Here is a 23,113-nt window from a genome sequence, read left to right on the forward strand (position 1 = left end):
CTCCGACGGGCCTTTACGACCTCGTCTCGGCCCGCAGCGCAACCGCGAGGGCTTGCGCTCTCCCGTGCGCCCGCGTCGATCAGCACCTCGTCAGGCTAACGTGACAAACCTTCATCACCGCGACGCACTCGCCGATAACCGCCCGTCACGCGAGAACGCGGATCGAATCGAGGCGCGGTCATCGTCGGAGGACCAAAGCCACGCGAAATCGAGTCGAAGTGCGTCGGCGATCGGAACGAGAGTGTGCGGCACACCGACTGCAGATGCGCGGGGCATGAGCACCACAGCAAACAAAGCAAATGAAGACGCGACGGTTACTGCACTGACCTTGCTCGGAGGCATCGCACCCACGCCCCGGGCTGCTCGCTTGCACGCCGTGAAGAATTGCCTCGGTGTCATCATTGCGGTGCAGGCACTCCTCGAACGGGAAGTTCGTGGTCGCAGTCTTGAACGGCTGCTACGTGCACAGAAAGCGGCGGCCAGCATACGCGGGCTCCTCGACGAAGATCTGACGTCCAACGCGAGAGTCGACGACGCGACGTTTTGCACGGCTGAGCAGATTGCGCGAGACGTGGTTCATTGCGTCGAAGATCGCGCTGAAGCGAGCGGTGTTCAACTGGTGGTCCGATGCGGCTCTGGAGGCCTCCTTGGCGCGCACAACGAGCTGGTCGAAGCGCTCGCCAATTTGGTTCTGAACGCCGTCGAGGTGACGCCTCGCGGAGCGCTCGTCCAACTCTCGCTCGACGTAACTCCCGACGGAGAACATCTCTGGACGGTTCAGGACGGGGGCCCCGGCATACCGCCAGAAATGGTGGCTCGTCTGGGCACGCCGCTCTGCTCGCGCAAGCAAGGTGGTTGGGGACTTGGTCTCGCCCTCGTTCAAAGTGTCGTGAAGAGCCATGGCGGTCTTCTTCGCTTCGAGTCGTCGCCCGGATCAGGGACCCTGGCCTCCATCTACCTCCCTTGTTCGGCCAACTCATGACTGGCGAGTCAGGACCGAGCATGATCGCACGCGAGATCGAGCTGCTGGCCGCGCAGTTCGAAACACTCATTGCCGCGGTCACCGAGCGAGAGCGCGTGCGCGGTGCGATGGCCTCGGACGAAATCCCCACGCCGCGTTGGCTCCGGACGTTGGCGATTCTCGCCGTGGACATCGAGTTCCTCGTGTCGCACCGTGACGTCGTCGATCTCGCGGCAGTCGCGGACGTGTGCGGCGAAGTCGAACGGCTCTTGGCGCGCGAAGCGGACGACGACGAGGTCCGCTCCTGCCTTCGGAAGGCGATCGAGTCTTCTCCGCTCGTTCGCGCGATCGCCGGCGAGGCAGAGCGCCAGTCCCGACGTGTGCGCGGGACCGCTCGTCTTGCCGAAGAGGAGCTGCGGCGCCGCCAGGTGCTCGACGCAGCCTTCACGTCGTCGCTCCGCCTCGGGCACTGAACCTTGACGTGCGCTCAGCGCATCCGTCTCTCGCGCTCTCGCGCTTGGATCGGATCTGGATCGCACTCGTCGAGCGCTGGGAGCATCGGCCCCGCGCACCACAAAGACGTTCAATACGAGCCCCCAAGGGCGGTGGCATCGTGGAGCGACACGACATGAAGCTGAGTACGAAGGATCGCGAATCGTTTCGGGCGGTGCTCGAGTCCAAGCGCGCCGAGTTACTTCGCGCGCACGGCCAGAACATAGCGGCGGCGACCGAGCTCGAGGAGGAGAGCCTCCCCGACGCGATGGACGTGGCGACGCGTGCGACGGGAGAGGGGGAACTGCTCGGTCTCGCGCGTCAAGAGCGCGAGTTGCTGGCGGAAATCGAGATGGCGCTCTCGAAGCTCGACGCGGGAACGTACGGCGTCAGCGAGCTGAGTGGCCGCCCGATCCCGATCGCGCGCCTCCGAGCGATCCCATGGGCGCGGCTCACGACCGAGGAAGAGGAAAGAAGGGAGCGACAATCATGAAGAACGAGGATTCGGCGACGATCGATGAGTTGCGTGAGCGGCGTTCCGCTGCGCTGAAAACTCCGAGCGATCTCGACTCGAGCGCGGCCAAGGAGATCGGAGGAGCAATGAACCTCATGCTGGCCGACGTGTTCGCCTTGTACGTGAAGACGAAGAGCTTCCACTGGCACATGAGCGGACCGCACTTCCGCGACTATCACCTCCTGCTCGACGAGCACGCCGACCAGATCTTCGCGATGACCGACGTCATTGCCGAGCGGGAGCGCAGGATCGGCGCTCCGACGCTCAAGTCGATCGGGCAGATCGCCAAGACCCAGCGCGTACTCGACAACGACGCCGATTTCGTCGAGCCATCTGACATGCTGGCGGAGCTGCGCGAGGACAACGCGACACTGGCGGCGCGCATGCGCGAGGCACACTCGCTTTGCGAGAAGCATCGGGACATCGGCACCGCGAGCCAGATTGAGGTCTGGATCGACGAGACCGAGCGCCGAACCTGGTTTCTCTTCGAGACCATGAGACGTTCCGATTCGGGAGGTCATTAGCGCCATGACCGCGCAGTTCCGTGCAGCGGTGTGGCTCGACCACCGCGAGGCGCGCGTCTTCCATGTCGACCTCGACGGCTTCGACGAGAAGACGATCGCCGCACCCGTACATCGCTTCAACCGGCACGCGAAGGGCCCGTCCGAGCAGCAGGAGCATCCGGACGACCAGAGGCAATTCTTCTCCGCGATCGCAGCGGCACTCGTCTCCGCGGAAGAAGTCCTCGTGCTCGGGCCGTCGACGGCGAAGAGCCAGCTGTTGAAGTACTTCAACGGCCATGCACGCGAGCTTGCCAGCAAGGTCGTCGCCGTCGAGACGAGCGACCACCCGACGGACGCACAGATCGTCGCCCATGTGAGAAACCATTTCCGTATTCCTACGCTGCGCGTGGGCTAACGGAGGCCGCGTCCGGTCCCTGTAGCAGTTGAAGATCGTCGGAGGTCCACACATGACCCGCGAAGGGCTGCGAGGAGTGTCTCGCGATGGGGAGTGGGTGGGTCCATCTTCGGATCTGCCTCACCTGCGGCCACGTGGGATGTTGCGACTCGTCGCCCAATCGGCATGCGACGGCGCACAACCGATCCACGCGCCATCCCATCATCACGTCTGGCGAACCGGGCGAGACCTGGGCCTACTGCTACCCCGACGACCAGTTCCTGTCGGCGGAGTGATCCGCAACCGCAAAAGATGCTCCAAGCGAGCTGGAGGAAAATGGGCATTTCGAATCGCGTCTTAGGGCTCCTCGCAACACTCGGGGCGTGCGCCTCACCACCGAACGAACGGGTCGTGAGTGCGGGTGAATTTCGTCTGCTCCAAGGAGCGACGACGCGCGCATCCTTGAAGATGCGCGACGGACAACCCGAGCTCGCGCTCCTGGATGAACGAGGTCGCGAACGGATGCGCGCCGCACTCGATGGCGCGGCTCGTCCAAGCGTGACGCTCGCGGGACCCGAAGGCGAGCCCCGAGTCGTGATCGAGGTCGACGTGAAAGGCTCACATGTCCTGCTCCGCGGGCCAGCCAAGCAGGAGAGCTACCTCTTTCAACGAACCGACGGGACGTCGGGCGTCGTACTCGTGGGGCCGAACGGAGCTCATCGCGGCGAAATCAAGCTGACCAAGGAGGGCGTCGTCGACGTGACGCTCTTCGATCGCGACGGTAAGCCCGTTACCGAGTTCGTCGTCCCCAAGCCCTAAGACACGGCTCTGCGCCCCGAGCGCGGCATTCTGTTTGGGACAGCAACTCGGTCCAAGCCTCCCGATGGGCCCGCGAGTAGAAACGTACGGTCAGTTGGCCGAGGGCACGCCGTTATCGGACACGATGTCCGTAAGCGATGTCGACGGCGCGGTCGTATCGACGGTCAAGATGAGTCCGAGCGAATGCGTCTACGTTATCGATGACGACTCCTTCGTGCGCCAGGCGATCGTCTCTGCCGTTCGCGCGGAGGGTTGGGACGCCTGCGGTTTCTCGTCCGCCAAGGAGTTCCTGTCTCATCCTGACAGGGAGAATGCGGCGTGCCTCGTCCTCGACGTCGACTTGCCGGACATCTCCGGACTCGCGCTACAGAGCCAGCTTCAGGCCGCCAACGACCACGTACCGATCATCTTCGTCACCGGTTACGGCGATATCCCGATGTCGGTGCGAGCCATCAAGGCTGGCGCCGTCGACTTTCTGACGAAACCGGTCGACACGGGGGCCTTGGTCGACGCGATTCGCCGCGCCTTCGCGATCAAGGCGATGATCGCGTGTGGCCAGAATCAGAGCACCGATCGCGCTGGTGCATTCGACGGCATCATCGGCACGAGCGCATCGCTCCAGCAGGTCCTCGATCACATCAAGCGGGTCGCCCCCACCGACACCACGGTCCTCATCCAGGGGGAAACGGGTACCGGCAAAGAGCGGCTTGCGCGCGCTGTACACCAGCTGAGCTCACGGCGCGATGGGTCGTTCGTTCGAGTGAACTGCGCGTCGATCCCTGGAGCGCTGCTCGAGAGCGAGCTCATGGGGCATGAGAAGGGAGCATTCACCGGCGCGCTCGCGAAGCGAGTGGGACGCTTCGAGCTCGCCGATGGAGGGACGATCTTCCTCGACGAGATCGGAGAGATGGCGCTCGAGCTACAGCCGAAGCTTCTGCGTTTGCTTCAGGAGAAGGAGTTCGAACGGGTGGGCGGTTCACGAACCATCCGCACCGACGCACGTGTGGTCGCCGCTACGAACCGTGACCTTCGCATGATGGCCGGGAAGGGCACGTTCCGCGAAGACCTCTACTACCGTCTGAGCGCGTTTCCGATCACGGTTCCGCCGCTACGCCATCGGCGAGAAGACATCGACGCGCTGACTCATCAATTCGCCGCAACGTGCGCTGCTAGAGTAGGCAAACGAATCGATGGCATCATGCCGGAGAGCGTACGCCGCTTGGAGCGCTACGACTGGCCAGGGAATATCCGTGAGCTGCAGAACGTGGTCGAGCGAGCCGTCATCCTCACGCAAGGGGCGATGCTCGACGTGCCGGTTCCGGGTGAGGATACGACCTACGTCGTCGAAGAGAGCCTCCCGCCTTCCCAAGGGCTTGCGGATGTCAGTCGTGCGCACATCCTTCGCGTGCTCCACGAGACCGACTGGATCATCGCTGGGCCGAACGGAGCGGCGGCGCGCCTCGACATGAATCGCTCGACGCTGACCTTCCGGATGAAGAAACTCGGCATCGTCCGCCCTCCGCGCGGACGGTGAGTCGTCAAGCAGCTGCGGGCGCCGTACGCCACTCGTTACGCGACGACGTACCGCACACGCTCGCGTAGGCGCCAGGCGTCGTCCCCGTAAGCTCTTTGAAGCAGCGCGTGAGGTGGCTCTGATCGCAGAATCCGAGTGCGTAGGTCACCTCCGTGCAGTCGGCTCCGGCCGGAAGTAGCTTGCGTGCACGCGCTACTTGCAAGTGCGTACGAAAGCGATACGGCAGCAAGCCCATCATCCGCTGGAACAGGCGGCAGAGATAGGTGCGCTCGACGCCGGCGGCTTCGCTCAGGAGCACCTCCGTCGATCGTCACACGCAAAGGTCACCCCTTCGCTGAGCGCCTGCATCACGACCCGATGGGGCCATACGAAGCACCAGCTCTTCGTCACGCCGCCGCGCATCTCGAGGACTTCGAGCGCTCCGCGATCGTGCTCGACGCATGACCATGCTGCCGAGCAAGGCTGGAGATTCGAATCGGCGCTGATGAGCTGGCCGGAGAGGAAGGTAGGCATCATCACGTTCCCTTTCGTGTGAAAGGGACGCAACGCACGCACCGTACCTTCGGGTCGAAACCGACCCTCCCTTCGGAGAACCAAGAATCGAGTGGCGCCCGAGTGGTAACCGTTCACCACTTCCCACGCAGTGGCTGGTAACGGGCACACAGGGACGCGGACAGATGATGGCCGAGAGTCCACCGAGCGAGCACATTGGAGCGCCGCGATGGCTCCAGTCGTCTGTGTCATCGACGACGACGCTTCGGTCCGTGATTCGCTCGTTCGCCTCCTCGGCTCGGCCGGGTTCGCGGCAGAAGCGTTCTCCACGGCCGAGAGCTTCCTCACGGCAGAGGTCCGATGGCGCGCCGTGTGCCTTGTCGTCGATCTGATGATGCCATCCATGACGGGGCCTCAACTCCAGGACGTGCTCGCAGCCGAAGGCGCTGGCCTTCCACTCATCTTCATTAGCGGACAGCCGAGAGAGGAGATCCGCGAAGGTGTGATGCGTGCAGGAGCCGTAGCCTACCTCGCGAAACCGCTCGTAGCGGACGAACTCCTCGAGATCGTGGCCTACATCGTCGGGGGCCTTGGCGCTGACCGCTGATCCGATCGATGCTTCCCCTTCCCGGCTCCGAGGCACCGTGAAACCAAAAGCTCCTGCCGAGACGCCGCGGGTATGCATCGTCGACGACGACCTGTCCGTTCGCGATGCGCTCGATCGGCTCTTGCGGGCCGTCGGCTGGAACGTCGAGACGTTCGCCTCGGCCCGAGAGTTCCTAGCCAGCTCGGGGTCGGAGGAGGAGACGCCGGACTGCCTTATCCTCGACGTGGAGCTGCCCGATCTCAACGGCCTCGAGCTCCAAGCTCGCTTGCGGGAGGCTTGTCGTTCGATGCCGATCGTGTTCATTACCGGCCACGGCGACGTCCCGATGTCCGTCCGCGCGATGAAAGCGGGTGCCGTAGAGTTTCTGATGAAACCGTTCGACGACGAGGCTCTCCTCCATGGCGTCGAACAGGCGATCGAGCGAAGCCGTCGCGCGCGGCAAGAGGGCGCCGAGCTTCGCGCCATCAAAGAGTGCTACGAGTCGCTGACTCCGCGCGAGCGGCAGGTCATGGCCCGCGTCGTCGAAGGACTGCTCAACAAGCAGATCGCTAGCGAACTGGGAACGACGGAGATCACCGTCAAGACGCAGCGCGGTCGGGTGATGCGGAAGATGCGCGCTCGCTCACTCGCCGATCTCGTTCGCACCGCAGAGAAGCTAAGACCTCGCGGCGGTTGAGTCGTTCGGGGCGCTTGGCGGCGCCCTCCGGCTTCTGGCAACCGGATCCAACTGGATCGAGCGGAACGTGAACATGGATGGGGTGCGACGACACCGTCGCAATCGAAAAGGAGACACCCCATGCCCACTGCAACGCCGACCGCCGCAAAGACTCTTCTCACCCCCGTCGATCACACACTCATCCTGATTGATCATCAACCGCAGATGGCGTTCGCAACCAAGTCGATCGACGCCACCGCTCTGCGCAACAACGCGGCGCTCGTTGCGAACGCGGCGCGCGTCTTCGAGGTCTCGACCATCCTCACGACAGTCGCGGCAAGGACCTTCTCTGGCCCCTTGTTCGCGGAGATTCAGCGCGTGTTTCCAGAGCACAAAGCGATCGACCGGACGACGATGAACTGCTGGGAGGACTCGAACGTCACCAACGAGGTAAACAGGCTCGGCAAAGGACGCGTTGTCCTCGGCGGCCTCTGGACCTCCGTGTGCATCGCCGGTCCGGCGCTCTGCGCGCTCGAGCAAGGCTTCGACGTCTACGTCATCGCCGACATCTGCGGCGATGTCTCGACCGACGCTCACGACCGCGCGCTGGATCGGATGGTCCAGGTTGGCGCGCGACCGATGACGGCGCTGCAGTACTTGCTCGAGCTTCAGCGTGACTGGGCACGAACCAAGACCTACGACGCGGTCGGCAACGTGGCCAAGGACCTCGGAGGCGCGTACGGCCTCGGGGTCAGCTACGCGAAGGCCATGTTCGGTGCGTCCAAAGGCAATCGCTGACATCCACTCGTCGGAGCGGGAGACACGGCGTGAAGCTCGACGTCGCATCTCTGTTCGCAGGCGTGTTGCCAGGCGCGGTGTACGGCCTGATCAACGTTCGTTCCCCCGCTCCGAACGCGGGCATCCTCTACGCGACCCTGGCCAAGGGCCCGAAGCTCGCTATTTCGTGCTCAGTCGCGCGCTCGTTCGCAATCATGGCCCGGCGTCACCGCTCGCTCATCGTGCCGGACCGACGCCTCGAGTCGGACGCGTCGGACGACTTCCCGCCGTGCTGGGCCATCATGCAACCCTCACGGCGGATCGAACCAAGGTTCGTTGCGGCAGTCGCGAGACGGTCCAGGAACAAGCGAACCCGCGGTGGCGCTCGACGTGTTGGGAGCAGTGCATGGAGCGTCAACTTCCGCGAGCTCCAGCCGGGACAGGCCTGACGCAGCCGCCCTGCTGCGAGCTCCTCGCGAACGACATGAAGTGGCAAGAGGCCAAAGCCGGCGCCCGCGAGCAGGAGATCGCGCAGAGCGACGACGTTGTTCGCGGCGACCGCGACCGTGACGCTCACCTGCACCTTGTCGCCCTGAGGCGAACGCAGCGTCCAAGACGAGCGAACAGGCAGTCCCGGGTGAACCACCCACGGCGCGCCTCCGAGGCTTTTAGGGTCCGTGTGTCACCTCGTTCATCGATGACGGAGGGGCTCGCGGCGACAATCTCGGGCTCGGACGCGAGACGGCGAACGACGTAGCTCGATTCGACCACCGAGCCGAGACGCAACGCGAGGTCGAAGCCTTCGTCGACGAGGTCGTGGACCGTGTCATCGAACACGAGGTCGACCTTCAAGGCGGCGTACCGCTGGGTGAGCGCCGCCGCGATCGGTGCAACCATCGCCGACAGGGAAGGCTCGAGCGGCAGCGTCACCCTGAGCTTGCCCGTCGGGGCGTTCCGGTGGCCCTCGACAACCTGCTCGAGAGAGCGCACGGATGCGAGAACCTCTTTGGCCGCATCAAGCACCTGCTCGCCTACTTGGGTGACGTGCAGTCGTCGCGTGCCGCGCTCCATGAGGCGGACCCCGCAGCGTTCTTCGAGCGTACGCACGTGCAGGCTCACGACGCTCTTGGCCAGTCCGAGCTGGCGCGCTGCGCTCGTGAACGAACCTGCGTCCGCGACGGCGACGAAGACGGGAAGGAGGGGCCAGTCACGCGGTGAGCACTGTTCGGTACTATCGCACAGTAAGTTCGATGCGAGCTGTATTGTTCGAATCGGCCGTTGTCGTCATCTTGTGCCCATGACCTTCTCGTGCCGCGTCTCGCTCGTTCCCGCCACCGCTCTGGCGCTCGCTCTGGCGGGTTGCGGCGGTTCATCCACTGAAGCCAACAAGGACTCTACGACCATGACCACGAACCAAGCCGTGCAGAAGCATCAAGTTCGCGACCTCCTCAAGGCCATCGAGACGGGGGAGAGCGCCCCGGTGTCCGTCATCGACCCGAACAAGTACGTGCAGCACAACCTCGGGGCAAAGGACGGACTTGCCGGCTTTGGGGAACTACTCGCTCAGCTTCCAAAGGGATCGGCCCGCGTGAACACCGTGCGTGTGTTCCAGGACGACGATTTCGTCTTCGCCCACACGGACTACAACTTCTTCGGTCCGAAGATCGGCTTCGACATCTTCCGGTTCGAGAACGGGAAAATTGTCGAGCATTGGGACAACCTCCAGGAGAAGCCCCCGACACCGAATCCGAGTGGTCACACGATGACCGATGGGCTGACGGAGTCGAACGATCTCGACAAGACGGAGTCGAACAAGAGGGTCGTTCGCTCGTTCGTGGATGACATCCTCGTGAACGGCCGGATGGAGAAGCTCGCCGGGTACTACGATGGCGACAAGTACATCCAGCACAACCCGCAAATCGCCGATGGGCTCTCGGGCCTCGGTGCCGCTCTCAAGGGCATGGCCGAGAGGGGCATCACGATGAAGTACGACCGCATCCATCGCGTCCTCGGGGAGGGAAACTTCGTGCTCGTCGTCAGTGAGGGGACGTTCGCTGGGAAGGCGACGGCCTTCTACGATCTGTTCCGCGTGGACAACGGAAAGATCGCCGAGCACTGGGACACGATCGAAACCATCCCGCCGAAGGACCAGTGGAAGAACAACAACGGGAAGTTCTGACGGCCGATGGCTCGAACTGCCCAGTCATGTCGCCGAGTCCGGCTCGAAGACACGAGGCGGACTCAGCCTGCCCCCCATGACCAACCAGCGCTCCAAGCCACACGATGTTGGTCGGGGGACGAAGACCCTGGAAGATGGTTCTCGTGGAAGTCGTGTCGGACTTCATCTGCCCGTGGTGCTACGTGGCGGAGCCCGCACATCCACATCGGTTCCTTCGTCGCAGAAGGGGCGGTCGCCGTTTTGCGCCTCGTGGATGCGATCAAGACGGCCCCGGCGGCACCGCTCTGACGCGCGCGGAGGAGACATGCGAAGCCGAGGAGCGGTCGTCGTCGGTGAGGCACTCGTCGAGGCAATCTCGGATCCGAGAGCGCGCCGTCAGGGCGTGGCGTGGTCCGGCAGCGGGATCGTGAACGAGAACTGGCTGCCATAGGGCAGAAGCGTCGCGGCGTGCAGCTCGCCCTTGTGAGCTTTGACGATTGAATTGGAGATGGCGAGGCCCATGCCCATTCCGTTTGCCTTGGTCGTATAGAACGGCTGGAAGATCTTCTGGACCAGGTCGCGGCGAATACCGATGCCGCTATCGCGCACGCTGACCTCCAGTGCGGTTCCGTCCACGACGCGCGTGACGACTTTGAGCTCGCGTGCACGATCGTGAATGTCGCTCATGGCGTCGATGGCGTTGACCACGAGGTTCAGGATCACCTGCTGCAGCTGAACGCCATCGCCGAACACGATCGGCGGCTCCGCGTTGAGCGCGAGCTGCACGACGACTTGCCGGCGTTCGATCTCGCTGCGCGAAATGGCCAAAATGTGGCGGATCGCCTCGTGAACATCGACCCGTGCGAACACGGGAGCCGAATTGCGCGTCAGGGCGTGTAGACCGCGAATCATCTCGCCGACGCGCCTACCTTCATTGACGATGGCTTCGAGCCCCTCGCGTGCGTTGGTGATGTCGGGGGGGCGCGTGTCAGCCAGCGAAGACTGGCGCCTGCGTTGGTGACGATCGACATCAGCGGTTGATTGATTTCATGCGTGATGGAGGAGGTCAGTTGACCGACGGTGGTGGCACGCGACACGCGCGCCAGATCCGCCTGCGCGGCGCGCAGCGCATCTTCGGCCTGCCGCCTCGCGGTGATGTCCGTGACCGTGCCCACGTAGTCGAGCGCACCGTCTTCGCCGGGCATCGGTTTACCGACGGCAGCAAGGTACCGCACCGAGCCGTCGGCGCGCACGATGCGGTATTCGACATGAATCGGCGTCTGATCCGCAATATGCGATTCGGTGATCCTCCTGACGGTCGCCCGGTCTTCGGGGTGCATGCGCGATACGAAGTCGTCGAACGAGACGTCGCGCTGCGAGGGGTCGAGCTCGAAGATGCGGCGCAGCTCATCGGAGCAAAAGAACCGGTCGTCGCGAACGTCCCACCGCCAGCTGCCCGTGTGGCTCACGCTCTCGCCCATCGCCAGCGATGCCTCGCTGGCGCGCAGCTCACGCTCCACCCGCTGACGGTGCTCATTTTCGGCGAGCAGATCGGCGTACAGACGTGCCGTCCGGAGCGAGATGGCCGCTTGGGCGGCGATCAACTCGAGCAGCCGCACATGGTCGAGCGTGAAGGCGTCGCGTACGAGTCGGTTCTCCAGATAGAGCGCGCCCGTCACGTCGTCATGGCGCACGAGCGGGATGCAGATCGCCGAACAGCCGGGGTGCGCTGCCAAATAGGGGTCGATGACAAACGGGCTTTCGCGCGTTGCGTCGCCGACGATGGCCGCTCGACCGGTGCGGGTGGCGGCATGAAACATCGATATAGGTAGCGCATCAGACGTCATTGGCATTTGCACGAGGTGTACGTGAATGCCATTTTCCTTGGTCTCTGCCTGCGCTTCGACGATCGAGCCTTCTGGTTGAATGCGAATGAGCAGGGCACGCTGCGCCGCCACATATTCCAAGGCCACGGTCATCAGTTTGTCGATCAGCTTGTCGAGCCGTATCTCCTCCGTCAGCGCGCGGGAGGCCTTGATGACGCTCGTGGTGTCCACGGTTTGTAGGACTTCGCCAAGACGCCAAGGGCGTGGCCGGGTGGCGTCATCGAGGTCGGGAAACTGCGTTTCGAGGAGACGAACCTTGCCGGTCGCGCCCCAGCGTCGATACGCGTCCCGCGCGCTCCGGAAGTGCGCTGCTGCCGCTGACGCGAGATGCAAGGAGGTGCAGTGCCGTGCCGCGCGCTCGTGCGCCAACGCCGCGATATGCGCGAAGCCGTGCGCCGTGGCATGGGCAATGGCCTGCTCGTAGCATGACATCGCCGTCAGCGCGTCGCCCTCCAGCCGGGCGATCTCCCCTTCGACCAGAAGCGCCTTGTCCGTAAACGTCGCCGGGTTGGCCTGCGCCCAATCTCGAATCTGGCGCGCATCGGCGCGCAGCATCTCCCAGTCCCGAGTCTCCGATTCGCCGGACTCGGCGGCGATCGTCAGGGCGCGATACAAATGGAGGTCGAGTTGATGAATGTGTGCCGGCGCGGACCACGCGAGGGGCGCCGCCTTATCCAGACAGATACGGGCCGCATCCAACCGATCGCCGAGATGGAGCGTCGTCGCGCGATAGAGCCAATACCAGAATTCGAATGTCGAGAGGCGTTCGCCGGCTTTCGTATCGGCCGTCTCGAGGTCGAACGCGAGCTCGCCGTCGGAGGGGAGCTCCTCGCGTAGGCTATCCGCAAAGCGCAGTTGCAGAAGCAGGATCGCCTCGACGTCGCGGTAACCCGCGCGCCGGACGAACTCGAGACCGCGCGCGACTTCCGAGCGGACGTCATCGAGGTCGTCGCCGCGTACCAGCATCGCGGCGACGACGTGGCAACACTCGTAGCAGGCGGTCGTCAGGTCGCCATGCGCCACTCCGGCGGCAAATCCGGCGCGCGCGCACTCGATCGAATACGAGAGCGATTGGGTCCACACACTGAGCTGGTCCAATGGCAGCAGCGTGCGCGCTTCGTACGCGGTGTATCCTCGATGCGTCACCAGCCGGCGCGCCATCTCCGCGTAGCGAAAACCGTCTGCGAAGGCTTGGTATCGGTCACAGATTTGGAGGCCGAGCCAACTCAAGGCAACCGCCGAGGACCCCGTCATCCCGTGCGCCAACATCAGGCGCAGCGTCTCGCAGAGGGTCAGAAACGGGAGGTTCTCGTCGGTGAAACTGGCGGGCACCAAGAGCGCGGAGAGCAGGCCCGTGGCGGCTTCGACTTGCGGATCGGCAACCTGGGGGTGCGCGAGCAAGGCGTCGAGCTGGGCGGCATCGAGTTGGGGCCGAATCGCATCATACAGCGCATCGCAAAACTCCGCCGAAGGGTGCGGGGTGAGTGCGATGTCGAATCGTCGCAATCCAGCGATGGCCGTCTCCACGGCCATCGCGTTTTCCGAGCGACGCATGTGTATCTCGATCTTGAGACGGTAGATGCTGGCTTCCTGTAGCGGTGTTACCGGACCGCGGAGCAGCTCCGTGGCCAACGCCAACGCATCGTCGATGCGCCCCTGAAGGAACCAGCAGATCGCTCGCTCCTCCAGCAATGAGAACTCCAGCGCAGCGAAATCCTGGGCTTGTACGTCTGCCTTCCTCAAGAGGTTCGTGCCGGTCTCGACATAGGCGAGCGCGGCGTCGTACGCAGCGACGCGTCGCGCACGTTGTGCTGCGTTGGAAAAGACACCCGCCATATCGAGTGATTCGTCCGGTGTCGTCACCAAGGCTTCTGCTCGAGCGAGCAGATTGACGGCACGAAATACCACGTCGTCGCGCGCTGCTCCGATGAGTAGGCGCCCGGCCCGCAGACAGAGTTTCGCGCGTGTGTCGTCGTCGATCCATCCATGCACGGCTTCCTGGATGCGATCGTGCGTGAAGGCGTACTCGCCCTGGATCCGCATCGTGAGACCAGCCGCGCTCGCGTGCGAGAGCCGCTGGTGCAACTCGTGCTCACTCAGCGCGAACGCATCGCAGAGCAGCGTGATCGCGGACCGGGCGCCCAACGAAGCCATCCCACCGAGCAACTCCCGCGTCTCCTGCGGCAGACGCTGGAGGCGGTGCAGGGCCAGCTCAGCGACGTTATCGGTATACTTTCGTTGCTCGATCGCCGCCAAGTCGTAACGCCAGCAGTCGTGATCGCTCGAAAAGGAGACCTGCCCCTCATCGGTAAGTGTGTGTAGGAATTGCTTGACGAAGAATGGATTCCCCAGCGTTTTTGCATGCACCAGCTGGGCGAGCGGCTCGATGTCGGCCTCCGGTGCGCGTAAGCCCGCTGCGAGCAACGTGGTGATGGTGGTTACTGGCCAATTGCCCACGGCGATTGTCTGAATTGCCGTCCGCTGACGCAAGAGGGGTAAGGGCCCGCCTTCCGAGACGCGCGCGGAGCAAACCAAGAACAACGGCAACGGCCCTGGCGTGCTCGCCAGCCGCGCGAGCAGACTGAGGGAAGGTTGGTCGAGCCACTGAACGTCGTCGATGAACAGTGCAAGAGGACGATCTGGCTGCGCAAACGCCTGGACCAGCGAACGCATCGCGATATCGATATGGACGTCGGCGTCCGCGCCCTCCGTCGGCGGAGCAGGTGGGAAGTCGTCGACAAGCAGTAGTAGCGCGGGCGCGATGCGCGCCGCTAAACGCCCATATGCCCCCAGGGCCTGCACCACGCGGAGCTGCCACATGCGCACCGCATCCCCGGATAGCCCAAGAACCTGATCGACCACCGCCTGTATGGCATCGGCAAGCACGGCGTACGGGACGTCGCGACGAAATTGGTCCGCTTTTCCTATGCCGCAGAACACGGACCGCTGTTGCATCGTCCGCACGAAGGCGCGCATCAGCGTGCTCTTTCCAACTCCGGACGGGCCCGTCAGCGCGACGGTTACAGCCTGCGTCGTCGTCGCCGCGCGACCAAAGGCATCGAGCAATTCAGCGAGCTCGGCATCGCGAGCATAGAGACGGTCAGGAAGTTCGAGCTCGGCGGGCAGGTCTCGCTGGCCTAGCGCGAAGGACAGGATCTCGCCGTGCTCGTGCAAGGCAGCCGCACATCGCACGAGGTCCGCTTCGAGGCCAGCCGCAGACTGATAGCGCTGGGCGGGGCTCTTCTCGAGCAGCTTGAGAACGATCCGCGAGAGCATCCACGGAACATCCGGCGCGATCTCTTGTGGGGGCTTTGGTGTGCTGGCCAAATGGCCGTGAATCCATTCGGCGAGGTCTGACGGATCTCGCGGTCTGAACGGCAACTGCCCGGTGAGCAGCTCGTAGAAGATGACGCCGAGCGAATAGAGGTCACTGCGCTGATCGATGGCATGACGTGTGCGCCCCGTGTGCTCCGGAGACATGTATGCCGTGGCGTCGCCCGTCATCGTCACCATGGTCCGCCGGTCCGTGTTGGCGTCGCTACTGGCCGTGTCGGTGCTGGGCACCGCAACGCCGAATCGACCAATCCGGCAGCGGCCGTCGTCATCGACGAAGAGGCTGTGGGGCGTCACGGAGCGATGAATGAGACCGACAGAGTGCGTGGCCTTCAGCGCCGCCGCCGCACCTCGGGCGATCGAGAGCGCGTGCGCCGTCGGTTGGCGCTCGTGCAGCAGCGCGACCAACGGGGCGTCTGCGTAGTCATCGAAGACCGACGCCACACCATTGCGGTATCGCGCAAGGGCACGCGGCACGAGGGCCCAGTCCGGGTGCAGCAGCGAACGAAGCGCATATTCGTTCTCGATTCGGCGCGCAGCTTCAGGCTCGACATGGATCGAGGCTGCATGCCTGATGACGATACGGGTCCCCGTCTCTGGATGAAGGCCACGCGAGAATGCGACGATGCCATCATGATCGATCGTCTTGAAGCGGTATTCCGATAGCGTGGGAGCGTCTAGCTGACCGGAGCTGTCGGCGATCGTCATCCTAGGATACCACAATCTTCCTTCGGGACATGCGGGCGCCGAGCTCCTTCTCGTCGTGCGTCTGCCTCGCGTCGTACGTTGGCCCGGGGGACATCGCGGCGGTCGGCGCCGCCACTTTCTACACGGCAAACGCGTTTGGATCTTGGACGACGTTGTTCTGATGTGACCGAGAGCGTGATTCAGAATTTGTACGTCGCCCAGGCGGCCGCGTAGACGATGTCTCTTCCCGGAGCGCTCGTCTCGAAGAACGACCCCGTCGCGAACCAGGCGAGCGTCGCGTTGAGGGGCAGGTGCCGATCCGCGCGTCACGTACCCTCGACCTGCGTGCCGAGGTAGCGCCCCTGATTTGCGCTGCCCTTGCGGAGGAGTGTGCCAGGTACGTTGTAGACGCCGTCATCGAGGCTCGTTCTCCAGAACGCCCAGACCTCGCCAGAGAGTGAGAATCCCTTCGGGAGCGTGAGCGCGAGCGCCACGTGCGGAGACATGTTGTTCTCGGGCCCGTTCGCGGCAACGAGACTGCCGTAGCTCATGTCAAACGCCACCAAGAATTGACCCCCAAACGCCACTAAGACTGACCCCCTCTGGATGCCTTTACAGGGTTGTCTTTCTGGAGCCGAGAAGCCCGGCCCGTTTCTTCTGACGTACGCGAAAGCTGTCGCCCTGGATGAGCAGGACGTGGCTGTGGTGAAGCACGCGATCGAGGACGGCAGCGGCGATGACCTCGTCGCCGAAGACGTGACCCCAATGCGTGATCGTCTGGTTCGTCGTGATCTCGTCGCGAAGACGTGTATGTGATTGCTGTCGAGTGGTTGTCGGCCCTCAGCGATCGAGGTCTATCGAGGGGGCGTCGTCTGTGGCGAGATGTCGGCGGCGTACTGGCCCGGCGTCATGCCGACGGCCTTGTGAAACCACCGGTTCAAATGGCTCTGGTCGTAGAAGCCGACGGCGTGAGCCACGTCGACGGGACGCATGCCGCTCGCAAGCAGCACGCGAGCGTGAGCCACGCGCAGGTGCATGAGATACTCATAAGGGGCAATCCCGAATGCCCGCTTGAAGGCGTGAACGACGTAATGCCGCGTGAGTGCAACCTCTCGCGCGAGATCGTTCAAGGTGAAGGTCTCGTTCATCCGATCGTGCAAGATGTCACGCACGCGCGACGCCGCCGAGCGCTCGTCCAAGTGAAAGGTTGGTTCGGGCGAGCCGACGAGCGAGCCCACGAGCGCCATCGCACACGCATCGACGTGCATCTCGAGCTCTGTCGGGTGCGCATGCGCTTCGACCGCCGTGAAGATGGCTTCCGCGCGCTTTCTGAGGACGCGGTCTTTGCCGTAGCGAAGTACCGACGGCACGTCGTGCTTTCGCACCTTGGCTATCTCCAGCGCACTGGAGACGAGCGCATGGGAGAACGAGATGATACGAACGCGCGTCTCATTCGCGTGTCGACGAGCGAGCTTGCCAGTCTCGTAGGGCGAACGTATTCCGACGAAGCCGCTGCTGATGGTTTGGCTGGCGCCTCGGTGGAGAATGGTTTTGCTGGCAGAGTCGACGAGAATCAGCTCGAAATGCGGGTTGACGCCGGGCGCGGCAGCCCCCGACCAGGTGCGAAGGTAATGGAGCTCGGTGCCCTTCAGCTCGGGGGTGCGAATGTAACGAATCGAGCTTCGCCGCGAATCTTGGGAGCTCACCATGATCTCTGTCGAAGATAGGTCCTCCGCGCTGGACGGGCAGTAGTGAAGGCAATTGCACGAACGGAGGGCGAAGCAACCTCGACCGTGACGAGCTGCCGAGCTCCGTCGATCGGAGCCGGCGGCGCCTGCTTGGGCGGCAACCGCCGGTCAGCGGACCACGTACGGGCGGAGCGTATCGGTCACCACGAAAGGTGGTTCATGAGCCTTTGAGGAACGCGAGGAGATCCTCGTTTACGCGGACCTTGTGGGTGCTCGGGAGCGCGTGCGGACGAGCCGCGTGGGGCCGAAGGCTGGCTCCACGGATCATCTCCGCCGCGAGTTTTCCGGTCGCTTCGAAGGGGACGACCTGGTCGTCGGTCCCGTGGATCACGAGCGTCGGAATCTCGAAGGCCTTCATGTCGGGCCGGAAGTCCGTCTCCGAAAATGCGGTCACGCAGTCGATGGTCGCTTTGATCGATGCAAGCAGACCCATGTTCAACGTTTGCGTCGTGATCGCCGCGGAGACGGCGTCCTTCTTCCGGTTGGTTCCGTAGAAGAGCGTGTTGAAGTCGCTCAGGAACTGCGCGCGATCCGCGCGGAGCCCGCCGCGGATGCTCTCGAAGACCGCCTTGTCCACGCCATTGGCGCGATTGCTCGTCTTCAGGAAGAGCGGCGTTACGGCACTGATGAGCACGGCCTTCGCGACGCGCGATTTAGTTGTTCCTTAAACCTGACGCGGGTCGACGACGCGCGTCATGAAGACACGGCTGGACGAGCGTCCTGTGCGTGTTCAATGTGCAGGCAATGTCCGAGCGAACGAAGATGCTGACCTTCGCGTCGAAGTTCCTCGAGCGGATGCCGGACCTGTTCGCGTTGGCCCGCATCACGGGGCACTCGCACACGCGTGTGACCGAGCTCTACTCGCACCTATTGCCCGACCACCTCGCGGCGACTCGCAACGTTGTCACGTACGAGGTTGCGGCGGCGGTCTCACTCGCAAAGACCACCGACGTGCCACGGGCACTCAAGTCGAACGGTCGATAGGTCTACGCGATCAGTTCCGAACGCAACGACGCATGGCGAGTGCTCGCTACGGGGCACGAAGGGGAAGACGCATGTCTTGCCCATTGAGCAGGTGCCGGAGCAGATGACTTGGCCGGTGGGTTTGCTGTCACGCACCTCCACCGCGAACGACTCGTCCGTCGTCGGGGGGACCGCAGCTCGTTCGATCGTGGCCACGGTTGCATGGCTCGGCGGCCCGAAGTCGGGGTCGGGGAAGCATCGACGTTCTTCGCCCGTGATGCAGACGAGGGGGGACGGCAGTTTCAGCGTCTCCCAGGACTTGCTGTCCGGTACGCCACGCGGCCGAGGGTGCCACGGCGCGCCGGACGGAAGGTCCGAAGCCACCTTCACCGAGATCGTGGCGCTCTCCCACTTGGGCTGAGCCGCAGCATCCCTGGGCGCGTCCCTCGGCGGACGTTTGCACGCCGGTACGGTCGCAACCACGAAGAGCAGGGGGAAGACCCCTCGAAGAGACCCCACCCAAACCCCACCCACGGCTGAAGCTTAAAAGAAAAAGCCGGCTGAGCGAATGCTCGAACCGGCTTGTTTCTAGTGCCTAAATTGTAGGCGCGATTGGGGTTGAACCAACGACCCCTACCGTGTCAAGGTAGTGCTCTACCACTGAGCTACGCGCCTGAAGGTGATGGCGGAAGTACCGTTCTCTGCGCGAAGTGTCAAGCGGTGACGTCGCGAAGACGTTACGAAATATGCCGAGGCCCTGGTTTTGCCGGGGTTCTGAGGGGTCGGCCGAAAGACGAAAAAGTTGGCGGGGCAGGGGGGCCAACGCCCGTCGAGGCGTGTGGACGCTTCCGTCGCCTGCTTGGCGAGCGTTGGGGAGGCTTCGCGAGGCTTCCGGTCTGGCAGGCGTGTCATAGGGCCTGAGGTTCGCGCTTCACGTTCACACCGGCGCGGTCGGAAGGAACGGCGGCAAACCCCGGGATTCTCGGGCGAACGGCAGGCGGCGAGGTAGGTGCGCACGAAGGCACGAGCGTTGCGAGAGGGAAGGGCAGTCGGTCCGCTTCTCCCCTCCGTTACTGCTTTCTTCGCTTTGCTTTCGATCGTCGGCTTCCTTCCCGCTTCCGTTACCTGGCTGACTTCGTCGCGCTTCGCTTCGTTCGCTTCGTTCGCTTCTTCGCTTGCCTCGTCACAGCTCGTTCGCTTCGTTCGCTTCGCGTTACCGCTTCTTCGCTTGGCAGTTGCTTCGCGTCTCTTCCTTCTCGGAAACGATCATGAAGCTTCTTTCTTCCTTCGCACCGGCGCGGGCGCGGCATGCCTTCGCGCCGATGATGCTTGGCGCGCTCGCAGCCACGTTGATGGCTGGCTGCGGGTCGCGTGGGGGTGACGTCAAAGCCGGGGAACTCGGCAATGGTGGATTCACGTTCTCGTGCGACGACGGGGCGGCGTGCACGCCTTACTCGCACGAGGCCACGACGTTTCCCTCGGCGGTATCGCTCAGCTCTACGTTCGACGTGAAATTCAGACCGCGCACGACGTCGAGTGACGGGCCGCAGCCCCAAGGGGGCATCACGCTTTCGGCGATCGGCGAGACCTTCTTCACGCGGGGCCCCGAGGGGTTCGTTGCCCAGCGCGAAGGCCATGGCACCATCGCGGCGTTCGACGCCACGGGAAAGCTCGTCGACTATACCGTCATCAAGATCGTCAAACCCGACGCGCTCACGATTTACGATGCCGACGTAGACTCCGTCGACGACGCGGATCCGCGGAGCGTCGACCTCATCGCGTTGAAGCAAGGGGAGTCACGAAGCTTCCGCGTGCTTCTTCGCAATGACGCGGGCGAGCCACTCGCCGGCAAGATCGGCGTGAAGTGGTCCGCAGGTTCGGACGTGGCGAGCATGCAGCCTCAGTCGTCCGGGAGATACAGCGTCTATGGCAACGCGGCGGGCAGCACGATCGTCGCCATCGACGGCGCGGCGCTGCATCGCGAGATCAAGGTCGTGGTGACGCCATGAAGACGACGTCGGCACGTTCGCTCGTCGTCTTTGCGTTCGCGCTTGCTCTCGGGGCGTGCGGGCCGAGTTACGACCACACCGAGATTACCGGCGTCGTCGCCAGTCCGCTCGGAGGAACGGTCACGTTCCAGCGGGTCGAGATTCCCGAAGGGATGATCGTCAAGGCGCACATTGTGTCACTCAATGACGACGACGACCTCATGGGCGGCACCGTGCGCTCGCACGACGAGAGCATCGTCGGCGTCTCCAGCCTCGTCTCCGATCGCGACTTCGCCTTCGAGGGCCGGAAGCCCGGCCGCACGGACGTGGAGATCCTCGCCGACGGCAAGCTCGTACTGGTGCTCGAGGCGATTGTCTCCGCCCAGCCTTGAACCCCTCCCTTCGCGAACGGCTCCCTGGTAAGCAGGTCCGATGGAGAGTCGTTGGGTCGAGGCCGATGCGGCCAAGGCGGTCGAGCCGCGAAAGGCGAACGTCAGCGAGCTGCTTGCGCTCCGCACGTACAGCGCGCGGCTGCTGGGGCAGAACCCTTCGCTCGTTCTCCATGGCGGCGGCAACACCAGCGTGAAGGCCGAGGCCAAGACCATCCTCGGTGAGACCGTCCCGGTGCTCCACGTGAAGGGCTCCGGTTGGGACCTCGCGACCATCGAGCCTGCCGGGCATCCGGCCGTGCGCATGGCCCCCCTCGGGCGTTTGCTCGAGCTGCCCGACATGACCGACGAGGAGATGGTCAACGAGCTGCGGCTCGCGCTCCTCGATGCGAATGCGCCGACGCCGAGCGTCGAGACGCTCCTTCATGCGGCGCTTCCTGCGCGATTCATCGATCACACCCATGCCGACGCCATTCTCGCCGTGGCCGATCAGCCGGACGGCGAACGCGTCTGCCGTGAGATCTTCGGCGATCGCCTTCTTTGGATTCCGTACGTCATGCCGGGCTTCGGCCTCGCCAAGGCGTGCAAGAAGGCCTGGGACGCGGCACAGGCGGCCGGGCGTTCGCCCACGGTGATGGTGCTCGAGCGCCATGGGGTCTTCACCTTCGGCGACACCGCGAAGGAGAGTTACGAGCGCATGATCGACGTGGTCACGCGCGCCGAGCTCTACGCCTCGGACAAGACGCCCACGGCCAACGTGCCGGCCATCGAGCGCAATGCCGAGCTCGAAGCGACCGTTCTTCCCATCGTGCGCGGAGCGCTCGCGCAGGCGTCGAACGAGTCTCCCGAGCGCGCGCCGATTGCCGTCCTTCGCTCGAACGAGTGGCTTCTCGCGTTTCTCGATCGGCCCAACGCCTTCGCGCTCACGCAGCGCGGTTGCGCCACGCCTGATCACGTCATTCGAACGAAGCCCACACCGCTCTTCGTCGCGAATCCCGATTACGCCGATGTGCCTGGATTTGCCGCGCGTCTCGTGCGCGAAATCGGCGAATACGCACGAGCCTACGACCACTATTTCGAAGATACCTGCAAACGCAAAGGCATCACGCGCACCAAGCTCGACCCGTGGCCGCGTGTTCTTCTCTTGCCGAAGATCGGTGTCGTCACCGTCGGCAAGACCCGTAAAGAAGCCGAGATCGCCGCGGACATCTACGAGCACACCATCCAGGTCATCACCGACGCCGAAGACGTCGGCACGTATTCGCCCGTCAGTCGCGACGACCTCTTCGACGTCGAGTACTGGAGCCTCGAGCAAGCCAAGATCAAGAAGCAGGCAGAGGCGCCGCTCGGCCAGCAGGTCGCCGTCGTCACGGGGGCTGCTTCCGGCATCGGCCGCGCAACCGCCGAGCACCTCCTCGAGCTCGGTGCGCACGTCGTGGTGTGCGATCGCGACGGGGCGAGCCTCGAGAAGGTCCAGGCCGAGCTCGGCAAGAAGCACGGCGACCGGATCGTGTCGCGCGCGGCCGACGTCACGCAGCGGTCCGACGTCGACGCGGTCTTCCGTCTCGCCGCGCGCACGTTCGGGGGCGTCGATATCCTCGTGAGCAACGCGGGCAATGCGCCCGAGGGCAAGCTCGACACCGACGAAGGCGAGAATGCCTTGCGCGCATCGCTCGAGACGAACCTTCTCTCGCACAACATCGTCGCGTCGTGCGCCGTCGAGACCATGCGCTTGTCGCGCCGCGGCGGCTGCCTGCTCTTCAATGCGAGCAAGAGCGCGTTCAACCCCGGTCCCGGCTTCGGTCCTTATGCCGTCGCCAAGTCGGCCCTCGTGGCGCTCATGAAGCAGTACGCCATCGATACGGCGAAAGACGGCATTCGCTCGAACGCCGTCAACGCCGATCGCATCCGCACGGGGATCTTCGGCGGCGGTGTGCTCGAATCGCGCGCGGCCGCACGCGGGCTCTCGGTCGACGACTACTTCCGCTCGAACCTCCTCGCCCGCGAGGTCACCGCGCGTGACGTAGCCCAGGCCTTCGGCTACCTCGCGCAGGCGAAGGCCACGACCGGTTGCGTCATCACCGTCGACGGCGGTAACGCAGCCGCGTTTCCGCGCTGATCCCAGGAGAAGCTGCAACGGACAAGCGCGACCGCAAGCTCTCGGACGGAGCTTCATCGCGCGACTGCCCCGCCCAGCGCCGCCGTGCTAGTCG

Annotated in this window: 24 protein-coding genes, 1 tRNA gene and 3 pseudogenes; 17 read left to right on the forward strand and 11 right to left on the reverse strand. The window is 64.1% G+C overall.

What is annotated here, in order from left to right:
* Positions 1 to 274 precede the first annotated feature (274 nt).
* From AKJ09_RS53150 to AKJ09_RS21090, 8 genes and pseudogenes are all read left to right on the forward strand, one after another.
* Positions 275 to 982 (forward strand): ATP-binding protein, encoded by a 708-nt coding sequence (locus AKJ09_RS53150; protein WP_169927715.1) that lies wholly within the window; start codon positions 275 to 277, stop codon positions 980 to 982.
* A complete protein-coding gene (locus AKJ09_RS21060) occupies positions 979 to 1,434 on the forward strand; it encodes a hypothetical protein (protein ID WP_146649000.1) in 456 nt (151 codons plus the stop codon). The genes AKJ09_RS53150 and AKJ09_RS21060 overlap by 4 nt, the downstream gene beginning before the upstream one ends.
* A 44-nt stretch (positions 1,435 to 1,478) precedes the next feature.
* Complete coding sequence (locus AKJ09_RS21065; RefSeq protein ID WP_146649001.1) at positions 1,479 to 1,946, forward strand: TraR/DksA family transcriptional regulator; 468 nt, start codon at positions 1,479 to 1,481, stop codon at positions 1,944 to 1,946.
* Positions 1,943 to 2,491, forward strand: a complete 549-nt coding sequence (locus AKJ09_RS21070; protein ID WP_146649002.1) for a Dps family protein — start codon at positions 1,943 to 1,945, stop codon at positions 2,489 to 2,491. Before AKJ09_RS21065 ends, AKJ09_RS21070 begins: the two co-directional genes overlap by 4 nt.
* A 4-nt stretch (positions 2,492 to 2,495) precedes the next feature.
* Positions 2,496 to 2,885 carry a translational machinery protein gene (locus AKJ09_RS21075; protein WP_146649003.1) on the forward strand — a complete coding sequence of 130 codons (390 nt, stop codon included), beginning with the start codon at positions 2,496 to 2,498 and terminating at the stop codon, positions 2,883 to 2,885.
* Positions 2,886 to 2,944: 59 nt separating this feature from the next.
* Positions 2,945 to 3,160: pseudogene (locus AKJ09_RS56180) on the forward strand (UBP-type zinc finger domain-containing protein); the annotation flags it as partial.
* A 115-nt stretch (positions 3,161 to 3,275) separates the two neighbouring features.
* Positions 3,276 to 3,683 carry a hypothetical protein gene (locus AKJ09_RS21085; RefSeq protein ID WP_146649005.1) on the forward strand — a complete coding sequence of 136 codons (408 nt, stop codon included), beginning with the start codon at positions 3,276 to 3,278 and terminating at the stop codon, positions 3,681 to 3,683.
* A 124-nt stretch (positions 3,684 to 3,807) separates the two neighbouring features.
* Entirely contained in the window at positions 3,808 to 5,217 is a 1,410-nt protein-coding gene (locus AKJ09_RS21090) for a sigma-54-dependent transcriptional regulator (RefSeq protein ID WP_240488540.1), read from the forward strand.
* A 4-nt stretch (positions 5,218 to 5,221) separates the two neighbouring features.
* On the opposite strand, the gene AKJ09_RS21095 is transcribed toward AKJ09_RS21090, so the two are convergent.
* Together AKJ09_RS21095 and AKJ09_RS21100 are read right to left on the reverse strand one after the other, a co-directional pair.
* Entirely contained in the window at positions 5,222 to 5,515 is a 294-nt protein-coding gene (locus AKJ09_RS21095) for a helix-turn-helix domain-containing protein (RefSeq protein ID WP_146649007.1), read from the reverse strand.
* Entirely contained in the window at positions 5,506 to 5,733 is a 228-nt protein-coding gene (locus AKJ09_RS21100) for a hypothetical protein (protein ID WP_146649008.1), read from the reverse strand. Before AKJ09_RS21100 ends, AKJ09_RS21095 begins: the two co-directional genes overlap by 10 nt.
* 205 nt (positions 5,734 to 5,938) lie before the next feature.
* Here AKJ09_RS21100 and AKJ09_RS21105 point away from each other — a divergent pair, with 205 nt between their 5' ends.
* The 4 genes from AKJ09_RS21105 (at position 5,939) to AKJ09_RS56185 (ending at position 8,197) form a co-directional block, all read left to right on the forward strand.
* Complete coding sequence (locus tag AKJ09_RS21105) at positions 5,939 to 6,316, forward strand: response regulator transcription factor (RefSeq protein WP_146649009.1); 378 nt, start codon at positions 5,939 to 5,941, stop codon at positions 6,314 to 6,316.
* A gap of 37 nt (positions 6,317 to 6,353) precedes the next feature.
* Positions 6,354 to 6,992, forward strand: coding sequence for a response regulator transcription factor (locus tag AKJ09_RS21110; protein ID WP_146649010.1), 639 nt, complete (start codon positions 6,354 to 6,356; stop codon positions 6,990 to 6,992).
* A gap of 120 nt (positions 6,993 to 7,112) precedes the next feature.
* On the forward strand, positions 7,113 to 7,769 hold the full coding sequence (locus tag AKJ09_RS21115; RefSeq protein ID WP_146649011.1) for an isochorismatase family protein: 657 nt from the start codon (positions 7,113 to 7,115) through the stop codon (positions 7,767 to 7,769).
* A gap of 29 nt (positions 7,770 to 7,798) precedes the next feature.
* Entirely contained in the window at positions 7,799 to 8,197 is a 399-nt protein-coding gene (locus tag AKJ09_RS56185) for a XapX domain-containing protein (protein WP_146649012.1), read from the forward strand.
* Here the strand turns inward: AKJ09_RS56185 and AKJ09_RS56190 are convergent.
* Together AKJ09_RS56190 and AKJ09_RS54930 are read right to left on the reverse strand one after the other, a co-directional pair.
* Positions 8,149 to 8,394 (reverse strand): annotated as a pseudogene (locus AKJ09_RS56190) (LysR substrate-binding domain-containing protein); the annotation flags it as partial. The gene AKJ09_RS56185 and the pseudogene AKJ09_RS56190 sit on opposite strands and share 49 nt — an antisense overlap.
* Positions 8,322 to 9,020: a LysR family transcriptional regulator gene (locus AKJ09_RS54930; RefSeq protein ID WP_338035052.1), complete on the reverse strand. Its 699-nt coding sequence runs from the start codon at positions 9,018 to 9,020 to the stop codon at positions 8,322 to 8,324. The pseudogene AKJ09_RS56190 and the gene AKJ09_RS54930, both read right to left, overlap by 73 nt.
* A gap of 130 nt (positions 9,021 to 9,150) precedes the next feature.
* On the opposite strand from AKJ09_RS54930, the gene AKJ09_RS21135 reads away from it, so the two are divergent.
* Complete coding sequence (locus AKJ09_RS21135) at positions 9,151 to 9,927, forward strand: nuclear transport factor 2 family protein (RefSeq protein ID WP_146649015.1); 777 nt, start codon at positions 9,151 to 9,153, stop codon at positions 9,925 to 9,927.
* 375 nt (positions 9,928 to 10,302) lie between these two features.
* Here the strand turns inward: AKJ09_RS21135 and AKJ09_RS21140 are convergent, their stop codons facing one another.
* The 6 genes and pseudogenes from AKJ09_RS21140 to AKJ09_RS21165 form a co-directional block, all read right to left on the reverse strand.
* Positions 10,303 to 10,818: a sensor histidine kinase gene (locus AKJ09_RS21140; protein ID WP_146649016.1), complete on the reverse strand. Its 516-nt coding sequence runs from the start codon at positions 10,816 to 10,818 to the stop codon at positions 10,303 to 10,305.
* Positions 10,815 to 15,833: an AAA family ATPase gene (locus AKJ09_RS21145; RefSeq protein WP_146649017.1), complete on the reverse strand. Its 5,019-nt coding sequence runs from the start codon at positions 15,831 to 15,833 to the stop codon at positions 10,815 to 10,817. Before AKJ09_RS21145 ends, AKJ09_RS21140 begins: the two co-directional genes overlap by 4 nt.
* Positions 15,834 to 16,138: 305 nt before the next feature.
* Positions 16,139 to 16,363, reverse strand: a complete 225-nt coding sequence (locus AKJ09_RS21150; protein ID WP_146649018.1) for a hypothetical protein — start codon at positions 16,361 to 16,363, stop codon at positions 16,139 to 16,141.
* A 61-nt stretch (positions 16,364 to 16,424) separates the two neighbouring features.
* Positions 16,425 to 16,550 carry an ATP-binding protein gene (locus AKJ09_RS21155; RefSeq protein ID WP_275936742.1) on the reverse strand — a complete coding sequence of 42 codons (126 nt, stop codon included), beginning with the start codon at positions 16,548 to 16,550 and terminating at the stop codon, positions 16,425 to 16,427.
* A 116-nt stretch (positions 16,551 to 16,666) separates the two neighbouring features.
* A complete protein-coding gene (locus AKJ09_RS21160) occupies positions 16,667 to 17,521 on the reverse strand; it encodes a helix-turn-helix transcriptional regulator (RefSeq protein WP_146649019.1) in 855 nt (284 codons plus the stop codon).
* A 196-nt stretch (positions 17,522 to 17,717) separates the two neighbouring features.
* A pseudogene (locus AKJ09_RS21165) lies at positions 17,718 to 18,209 on the reverse strand (alpha/beta hydrolase); the annotation flags it as partial.
* 95 nt (positions 18,210 to 18,304) lie between these two features.
* Between AKJ09_RS21165 and AKJ09_RS21170 the strand changes: the two are divergent.
* Positions 18,305 to 18,544 carry a hypothetical protein gene (locus tag AKJ09_RS21170; RefSeq protein ID WP_146649021.1) on the forward strand — a complete coding sequence of 80 codons (240 nt, stop codon included), beginning with the start codon at positions 18,305 to 18,307 and terminating at the stop codon, positions 18,542 to 18,544.
* A gap of 582 nt (positions 18,545 to 19,126) precedes the next feature.
* Here the strand turns inward: AKJ09_RS21170 and AKJ09_RS21175 are convergent.
* Positions 19,127 to 19,198, reverse strand: a tRNA-Val gene (locus tag AKJ09_RS21175).
* Positions 19,199 to 19,791: 593 nt separating this feature from the next.
* Between AKJ09_RS21175 and AKJ09_RS21180 the strand changes: the two genes are divergently transcribed.
* The 3 genes from AKJ09_RS21180 to AKJ09_RS21190 are packed head-to-tail and all read left to right on the forward strand — an operon-like array spanning position 19,792 to position 23,019.
* Positions 19,792 to 20,532: a hypothetical protein gene (locus AKJ09_RS21180; RefSeq protein ID WP_146649022.1), complete on the forward strand. Its 741-nt coding sequence runs from the start codon at positions 19,792 to 19,794 to the stop codon at positions 20,530 to 20,532.
* Positions 20,529 to 20,903 carry a hypothetical protein gene (locus AKJ09_RS21185; RefSeq protein WP_146649023.1) on the forward strand — a complete coding sequence of 125 codons (375 nt, stop codon included), beginning with the start codon at positions 20,529 to 20,531 and terminating at the stop codon, positions 20,901 to 20,903. Before AKJ09_RS21180 ends, AKJ09_RS21185 begins: the two co-directional genes overlap by 4 nt.
* A 40-nt stretch (positions 20,904 to 20,943) precedes the next feature.
* Positions 20,944 to 23,019 carry a bifunctional aldolase/short-chain dehydrogenase gene (locus AKJ09_RS21190; RefSeq protein WP_146649024.1) on the forward strand — a complete coding sequence of 692 codons (2,076 nt, stop codon included), beginning with the start codon at positions 20,944 to 20,946 and terminating at the stop codon, positions 23,017 to 23,019.
* Positions 23,020 to 23,113 lie beyond the last annotated feature (94 nt).

It is taken from the genome of Labilithrix luteola, assembly GCF_001263205.1.
GTDB classification, from domain to species: Bacteria; Myxococcota_A; Polyangia; order Polyangiales; family Polyangiaceae; genus Labilithrix; species Labilithrix luteola.